Here is a 636-nt window from a genome sequence, read left to right as displayed (position 1 = left end):
CCGACCGTTTACTGACACGATCAAGAATGGCTCTGGCTACGGAGTGCCGGTCCGGCAGGTGTCCCGGTAGGGCTCATCGGGCAAGTAGTTGATCCATTCCTGTCGGTCCAGGCCGCGACCGGCACGTTGGCAGGCCACCTGGACTGCGTCAGTCCGCAAGACCTGGAGTGTGCTGAGATCCCAGAGCCGCACCGTGCCGTCGCTGCTACCGGTGGCCAGCAGCGACCCGTCCGGACCGAATCCCACCATGCTCACCTGACCGGTGTCGCCGGTGAGCGGGGCGCCGAGCAGGCGTGGGTGGGTCGGGTCGGAGATGTCCCAGAGCCGCACCGTGCCGTCGCTGCTACCGGTGGCCAGCAGCCGCCCGTCCGGACCGAACGCCACTGTGGCCGCCTGGCCGGTTTCGCCATTGATGCTGACCAAGCGGATGGTGGTCGGGTCGGAGATGTCCCAGAGCCGCACCGTGCCGTCGCTGCTACCGGTGGCCAGCAGCGACCCGTCCGGACCGAATCCCACCATGCTCACCTGACCGGTGTCGCCGGTGAGCAGGGAGCTGATTTGGCGTGGGTGGGTCGGGTCGGAGATGGTCCCCGAGAGCCGCGACCGTGCCGTCGCTGCTACCGGTGGCCAGCAGCG

General features: G+C 68.6%; 1 protein-coding gene. It reads right to left on the bottom strand.

The window, feature by feature from the left end; genetic code table 11:
• Positions 1 to 36 precede the first annotated feature (36 nt).
• Positions 37 to 636, bottom strand: a 600-nt coding sequence (locus FREUN1FDRAFT_RS39280; RefSeq protein WP_035957736.1) for a hypothetical protein, incomplete at its 5' end; no start/stop codon positions are given.

This window comes from Parafrankia sp. EUN1f, assembly GCF_000177675.1.
Lineage (GTDB): Bacteria > Actinomycetota > Actinomycetes > Frankiales > Frankiaceae > Parafrankia.
This window is presented reverse-complemented; position numbering and strand designations above follow the sequence as displayed.